Origin of the sequence: Nocardia sp. NPDC058497 (assembly GCF_042720195.1) — a bacterium.
In the GTDB taxonomy this organism is placed as follows: domain Bacteria; phylum Actinomycetota; class Actinomycetes; order Mycobacteriales; family Mycobacteriaceae; genus Nocardia.
The window spans coordinates 1-5,396 of record NZ_JBHXMY010000408.1; the positions used below are offsets into that span (position 1 = coordinate 1).

At 66.1% G+C, this 5,396-nt stretch carries 7 protein-coding genes and 1 pseudogene; 2 read left to right on the forward strand and 6 right to left on the reverse strand.

Annotated features, from left to right (window positions below; all coding sequences use genetic code 11):
- From ACFWPJ_RS23345 to ACFWPJ_RS23355, 3 genes and pseudogenes are all read right to left on the reverse strand, one after another.
- Positions 1 to 264: pseudogene (locus ACFWPJ_RS23345) on the reverse strand (esterase); the annotation flags it as partial.
- A 24-nt stretch (positions 265 to 288) separates the two neighbouring features.
- Positions 289 to 1,122, reverse strand: a complete 834-nt coding sequence (locus tag ACFWPJ_RS23350) for an SDR family NAD(P)-dependent oxidoreductase (protein WP_378854519.1) — start codon at positions 1,120 to 1,122, stop codon at positions 289 to 291.
- The gene (locus tag ACFWPJ_RS23355) at positions 1,119 to 2,654 is read right to left on the reverse strand and encodes a flavin-containing monooxygenase (protein WP_378854520.1); all 1,536 of its coding nucleotides are present in this window, start codon (positions 2,652 to 2,654) and stop codon (positions 1,119 to 1,121) included. Before ACFWPJ_RS23355 ends, ACFWPJ_RS23350 begins: the two co-directional genes overlap by 4 nt.
- 68 nt (positions 2,655 to 2,722) lie before the next feature.
- On the opposite strand from ACFWPJ_RS23355, the gene ACFWPJ_RS23360 reads away from it, so the two are divergent.
- The gene (locus ACFWPJ_RS23360) at positions 2,723 to 3,358 is read left to right on the forward strand and encodes a TetR/AcrR family transcriptional regulator (RefSeq protein ID WP_378854521.1); all 636 of its coding nucleotides are present in this window, start codon (positions 2,723 to 2,725) and stop codon (positions 3,356 to 3,358) included.
- A gap of 10 nt (positions 3,359 to 3,368) precedes the next feature.
- On the opposite strand, the gene ACFWPJ_RS23365 is transcribed toward ACFWPJ_RS23360, so the two are convergent.
- Genes ACFWPJ_RS23365 through ACFWPJ_RS23375 form a run of 3 tightly spaced genes read right to left on the reverse strand, consistent with a single transcriptional unit; the run spans position 3,369 to position 4,648 of the window.
- Positions 3,369 to 3,773: a type II toxin-antitoxin system VapC family toxin gene (locus ACFWPJ_RS23365; RefSeq protein WP_378854522.1), complete on the reverse strand. Its 405-nt coding sequence runs from the start codon at positions 3,771 to 3,773 to the stop codon at positions 3,369 to 3,371.
- A complete protein-coding gene (locus ACFWPJ_RS23370; protein WP_378854523.1) occupies positions 3,770 to 4,006 on the reverse strand; it encodes a hypothetical protein in 237 nt (78 codons plus the stop codon). The genes ACFWPJ_RS23365 and ACFWPJ_RS23370 overlap by 4 nt, the downstream gene beginning before the upstream one ends.
- A gap of 57 nt (positions 4,007 to 4,063) precedes the next feature.
- A complete protein-coding gene (locus ACFWPJ_RS23375; RefSeq protein ID WP_378854524.1) occupies positions 4,064 to 4,648 on the reverse strand; it encodes a helix-turn-helix domain-containing protein in 585 nt (194 codons plus the stop codon).
- Positions 4,649 to 4,730: 82 nt separating this feature from the next.
- Between ACFWPJ_RS23375 and ACFWPJ_RS23380 the strand changes: the two genes are divergently transcribed.
- A partial coding sequence (locus ACFWPJ_RS23380) for an FAD-dependent oxidoreductase (RefSeq protein WP_378854525.1) occupies positions 4,731 to 5,396 on the forward strand: 666 nt, incomplete at its 3' end.

Below are 5,396 nucleotides of genomic sequence, written 5' to 3' on the forward strand. Positions count from 1 at the left end.
CAGCATCGCGCCCGCGGCACGCTCCGGCGGGACCGCCCGGGTACGCGAACCCGGGATCGCGGTCTCGGCGATGACCCGCTCGGCCGGGCGGCCCCCCAGCTGCAGGTGCTGCACGACGGAACCATCGGGCACCAGCTGCATCAGGGAGACCGCGTCGAGCAGAGCGCGCTGCACCGCGACCGGCAGCCGCGCGTTGAGCGTGACCCGGAAGACCGGGTCGAGCAACACGCGGGCGATCGGCAGCGGAATCTTGAACTCGCGCATGGCGTTACCTGGATTCCGCTCTGGTCAGTTCGGCATGAAACGGCCGTTGACCACGGCCGAGATCCGGTTGTAGCCCGAGGCAAGGAAGCGCACGCTCACGTCGAGCACCTTGGCCTCCCAACCGATCAGCACGCGGGCGTGACCCTTGCGCACACCCTCGGTGATGGTCTGCGCGGCCATCTCCGGGGTGTGGATCGCCAGGTACTTGTCGAACAGCGAAGCGGTATTGGCGCCGTCGATGCCCTCGGCGTAGGTGGCGTTGCGGGCAACCGCGGTCTTGATGCCGCCAGGATGCACACAGGTGACCTTGACCGGTGCCTTCGAGATCTTCATTTCCTGGTACAGCGCCTCGGTAAAGCCGCGCACGGCGAACTTGGCCGAGTTGTAGGCCGCCTGGCCGGGTACGGTGACCAGGCCGAACAGGCTCGACACGTTGACGACGTGGCCGTCGCCGGACTCGATCAGCATCGGCAGGAACGCCTTGGTGCCGTTGACGACGCCCCAGAAGTCGACATCCATGATGCGTTCGATGTCTTTGAACTCGGTCTTGATGACGTCACCGTGGTAGGCGATACCGGCGTTGTTGTAGATCTGGTGCACGACGCCGAAGTGCGCCTTCACCGAATCGGCGTAGACCAGGAAGGACTCGCGCTCGGCGACGTTGAGCCGGTCGGACTTGACCTGCGCGCCCAGTCCCTCGCAGAGGCGCACGGTCTCGGCCAGGCCCTCGGCGTCGATGTCGGACAGCGCCAGCTTGGCGCCGCGGCGGGCCAGGTTCTCGGCCAGCGCGCGGCCGATGCCGGACCCGGCACCCGTGATCACACAGACTTTGTTCGTGAAGTAAGCATCATTGCTCACTGTGCTGCCACCACTTTCAGATCGGAGTCGGTCGAAGCAGTCGTGTCGTAGGCCGCGACGTCGAAGTTCTTGGTCAGCCTACGGAACTGGAAGGTGAAATCGGGCCAGAGTGTGGTGTTGTTGCCGTGCTTGTCCAGGTACCAGCTGGCACAGCCGCCGTTCATCCAGACGCTGTCGGCCATCTTCGCCCGCAGTTCGGTGTTGTACGCGCGCACAGCCTCGGGACGGACCTCGACGGTGCGCAGGTTCTGCCTATCGATGGTAGCCAGCGCGTCGGCGACGTAGTTGATCTGCGATTCGATCATGAACACCATCGAGGTGTGGCCGAGGCCGACGTTCGGGCCGAGCAGGAAGAACATGTTCGGGAAGTTCTCGATGGTCGAGCCCTTGTAACCGCGCTGGCCGACCTCGTCGAACTGCTCGGACAGGGTCTGCCCGGTGCGGCCGGTGATGGTCTCGAAGGCGGGGGAGTCGGTCACGTGGAAGCCGGTCGCCACGATCAGCGCGTCGATCTCGCGCTCGGTGCCGTCCTTGGTGACGATCGAGCCGGCCTTGACCTCGGCGATGCCGTCGGTGACCACCTCGACATTGTCGCGGTCGATCGCCGGGTAGTACTCGTTGGAGATCAGCATGCGCTTGCAGCCGATGCGGTAGTTCGGGGTGACCTTGGCGCGCTTGACCGGGTCGCGGACCTCGGCCAGCAGCTTGCCGCGCGAGATCGTCTCGAAGATCTTCATCAGCGCGGGGTACTTGGCCAGGCCGACGACCTGGGTCTCGCGGACGGCGTAGATGGCCGCGCGGGACAGTCGCTGCACGCCCGGGATGTACTTGAACGCCAGTCGTTCCGGCAGCAGGTACGGGCGGTCCATGCGCGGCAGCAGCCACGGCGCGGTGCGCTGGTAGAGGTCGAGGTGGGCGACCTTGCCCGCGATGGCGGGCACGATCTGGATGGCCGAGGCGCCGGTGCCGATCACGGCGACTCGCTTGCCCGCCAGCTCGACGTCGTGGTCCCAGCGGGCCGAGTGGAAGATCTCGCCCTCGAACTCGTTGATGCCCTTGATGTCGGGCAGCGACGGCTCGCACAGGGCGCCGACCGCGGAGACCACGGTCTCGGCGGTGAAGTCGCCCTTGCTGGTGGTGATGTCCCAGCGGGCGGTCTCGGCGTTCCAGCGCATACCCAGGACGTCGCAGTCGAACAGGTGCTTGTCGAGCACGTTGTTCTTCTCGGCGACGCCGCGGATGTAGGCCTGGATCTCGCCCTGCTTGGAGAACGAGCGCGACCAGTCCGGGTTCAGCGCGAACGAGTACGAGTACAGGTGCGAGGGCACGTCACAGGCGGCACCGGGGTAGGTGTTGTCCCGCCAGGTGCCGCCGACATCGCTACCGCGCTCGAGGACGAGGAAATCATCGCGGCCCTGCTGATGCAGCCGGATGGCCATACCGAGGCCCGCGAACCCGCTGCCGACGATGATCGTCTTGATGTGGCGGGCGGCGCGGTTGCCGACGACTTTGTCTGTAACCTTGCGACTCATGTAATGCAGACTACGGTCCTATTGAGCCGGAGTCAACAGCTATTGAGCAGGGTTCAGTAGTGGCTAGGATGGTCGATGTGAGTATCAGGAGTACGGGAGCGGCCAAGCGCGTCCGGCTCAGCCCCGAGGAGCGCAGGCTGCAGCTGATCCACCTGGGTGCCGAGATGCTGGCCGCGCGGCCGCTCGAGGACATCTCGGTCGACGACATCGCCAAGCAGGCGGGTATCTCGCGCGGGCTGCTGTTCCACTACTTCGCCTCCAAGCAGGAGTTCCACGAGGCGATCGCCCGGCATGTGAGCACCGAGTTCTACACGGCCGTCATGCCCAACCGTGATCTGTCGCTGTTCGACATGCTGCGCGACTCGATCGAGCGATTCGTCGACTACGCGACCGCGCACTCGGCGTCCTATCGCTCCGTGCTGCGCGGCCCCGCCAGTGTCACCCCCGACATGGTCGGCTACGTCAACGAAACCCGCGCCGCCATCGCCGATCTCATCGTCTCCGAACTCCCGCTACCCCCCGACGATCCCGACCTGGCCCGCCTCACCCTGGCCATTCGCGGCTGGATCGCGTTCGTCGAGGAAACGATCATCACCTGGATGAACGAAAAGCCCATCACCCGAGAACAATTGGTCGACCTGCTGGTGGAATCCCTTCCCGCACTGGCATTGAGCCCGGCCCTGATTGCGGCCCTGCAGGGTTGAGTGGGGCTGCTTACAGCAGGGTCACCTGGACGCTCGGTGCGGCTATCTCGGCAGCCTTTGCGAGGCGAGCATCAAAGGTCACCACGGGGGCATCGTGAACGGACGCGACAACCAAGTACGCTGCGTCATAGGCGGAGACGTTGTCGCGCATCGCCCAGACAGCGTGTAGCAAGTCGGCGTTCATGTCGATGTAATCGATCTGCATCGCTGACAGCGCTCCGAACGCGGCGTCCGCGTCGACGCTGTGCAACCGGCCGCCGAGGACGGCTTTGCGTAGCGTCCGCAGCACTTCCAACGGCATGTGGGCGGGGGCGATCCAGTTGTCGTCGGCAAGCATGGCGGACCGGGCGGAGTCGCCCTGCGATGTCGGGTTGGCAAGTGCCATGACCATGACGTTGGCGTCGACGACGATCACTCGCCGCCCTCGCGGCCGCCCCGAATCTCATCGACTACTTCGTCGGCGCTCATTGTCAAGTGCCGACGTCCGATCGTGCTCTCGAGGAGCGTTCTGTTTCGTTCGGCGCGGAACTCGCGATCCAGCAGTGCGCGCAAAAAAGCCTGGGTCGACTGGCCACGTGCGGCTGCACGCGCGGCGATCGCGTCTCGCACCGCCTCGGGCACGTCTTTGATCTGAATGGCAACACCCATGTACCCAGCATACATGCACATGACATTCGCATGCATGGCTCTGTTGTTCGCTGTGAGTCAGGTGGCGCCCTTCGAGTGGGCGCGGAGGTGGGCTCGTTCGCCCTGTTTGCCGAAGAGGCTGAGGAATTCGACGGGGTGGTCGTCGGCGGCGCCGAACCAGTGGGGGATGTGGGTGTCGAATTCGGCGGCTTCGCCGGGGGTGAGGACGATGTCGTTGTCGCCGAGGATCAGGCGCAGGCGGCCGTTGAGGACGTAGAGCCATTCGTAGCCCTCGTGGACCTGGGGTTCGTCCGGGCGGTTGCGGGCGTTGGGGGCGATGATCATCTTGAAGGCTTGGATGCCGCCGGCGCGTTTGGTCAGCGGTAGCATCGTCATGCCGTGGCGGGTGATCGGGCGCAGGTGGATGCGCGGGTCGCCGGTGGGTGGGGCGTCGACGAGTTCGTCGAGGGTCACGCCGTGTGCTTTGGCGAGGGGAAGCAGTAGTTCGAGGGTGGGTTTGCGGTCGCCGGATTCCAGGCGCGACAGGGTGCTGACCGAGATGCCGGTCTCGGCCGACAGGTCGGCCAGGGTGGTCCGGCGCTGTTTGCGCAGGGAGCGGAGCCGGGGGCCGACCGATCCCAGGGTCTTTTCGAGGTCGTCCATGGTTACCAGTTTGCCATGTCAGCAAGAAACATTGCCACGTGCGCGGGTGCGGGCGCACGGTGGTCGGCGAAGGAGGCTTCAGATGACAGAGTTGAACGACACCTACGACGTGGTGGTCCTCGGTGGCGGTGCGGCCGGGCTGAACGGGGCGCTCATGCTGGCCCGCTCGCGGCGCTCGGTCGCCGTGATCGACGGCGGGTCGCCGCGCAACGCACCGGCCGACGGTGTGCACGGTTTGCTGGCGCGGGAAGGGATGCCGCCGCTGGAACTGCTCGAGCGGGGTCGCGCCGAGGTGCGTGGCTACGGCGGGCATGTGGTTTCCGGGCAGGTGGTCACTGTCGAACGTAGGCCGCAGAGCGGTCTCGGCGTGGATTCCTCAGTAGGCGTGGACGATTCGGCTGGCACCGCCGGACCTGAGACCGCGGCGGCAGTAGGCGGTCCCGCCGGAGTCGAGACGGCAGCGGCGGGAGGAAGTCCCGCCGGCGTGGGTCATGAATTCCTGGTGGCGCTGTCAGACGGACGCTCGGTGTCGGCGCGCCGGATCCTCGTCGCCACCGGTCTGGCCGACGAACTGCCCGAGGTCGCCGGCCTGCGCGAACGCTGGGGCCACGAGGTCCTGCACTGCCCCTACTGCCACGGCTGGGAGGTACGTGACCAGCGCATCGGTATCCTGGCGAGCGGCCCGATGTCGGTGCACCAGGCCCTGCTGTTCAGCCAGCTGAGCGACGACATCGTGTTCGTGACCCAC

Coding starts and splice junctions, on each gene's coding strand:
- ACFWPJ_RS23355 (WP_378854520.1), bottom strand. CDS start 2,654: ATGAGTCGCAAGGTTACAGACAAAGTCGTCGGCAACCGCGCCGCCCGC.
- ACFWPJ_RS23360 (WP_378854521.1), top strand. CDS start 2,723: ATGGTCGATGTGAGTATCAGGAGTACGGGAGCGGCCAAGCGCGTCCGG.
- ACFWPJ_RS23370 (WP_378854523.1), bottom strand. CDS start 4,006: ATGGGTGTTGCCATTCAGATCAAAGACGTGCCCGAGGCGGTGCGAGAC.
- ACFWPJ_RS23375 (WP_378854524.1), bottom strand. CDS start 4,648: ATGGACGACCTCGAAAAGACCCTGGGATCGGTCGGCCCCCGGCTCCGC.